General features: G+C 62.1%; 1 protein-coding gene. It reads right to left on the reverse strand.

All coding sequences use genetic code 11. The features are described from left to right. Positions 1–488: GGDEF domain-containing protein (locus GR197_RS31390; RefSeq protein ID WP_164016600.1), on the reverse strand; the 488-nt coding region annotated here is incomplete at both ends.

A 488-nucleotide genomic window follows, 5' to 3' on the forward strand; every position in this document is an offset into this window, starting at 1 on the left:
ATGGTGCCCACGCCGAAGCTCGCCGTGACGCGCTGCTGATGCGGCGAGCGTACATGCGCGATTGACTCGGCGTCGATCAGATCGCGGCAGCGTTCGGCCATCTTCACGGCCGTATCCGCGTCCGTGTCCGGCAGCACCAGCACGAATTCCTCGCCGCCGAACCGTCCGAGAAAATCGCCGGAACGCGCGGCCTGCGCGAGCACGCTCGCGACGCGCTTCAGGCAATCGTCGCCCTGGATGTGGCCGTAGTAATCGTTGTAGGACTTGAAGAAATCGATATCGATCATGATCAGCGACAGCGGCTTGCCGCTTTCCTGACCCGCAATCCACTCGCGCTGCATCACGGCGTCGAACATGCGGCGGTTGCCCACGCCCGTCAGTCCGTCCTGGAACGACAGCGCTTCGAGTTCTTTCTGCAGACGTGCGAGCTTTTCTTCCGTGCGCTTGCGTTCGCTGATGTCGAACATGAAGCCGATCAGCGAATCGAC

The organism is Rhizobium phaseoli (assembly GCF_010668805.1).
In the GTDB taxonomy this organism is placed as follows: Bacteria; Pseudomonadota; Alphaproteobacteria; order Rhizobiales; family Rhizobiaceae; genus Rhizobium; species Rhizobium phaseoli_A.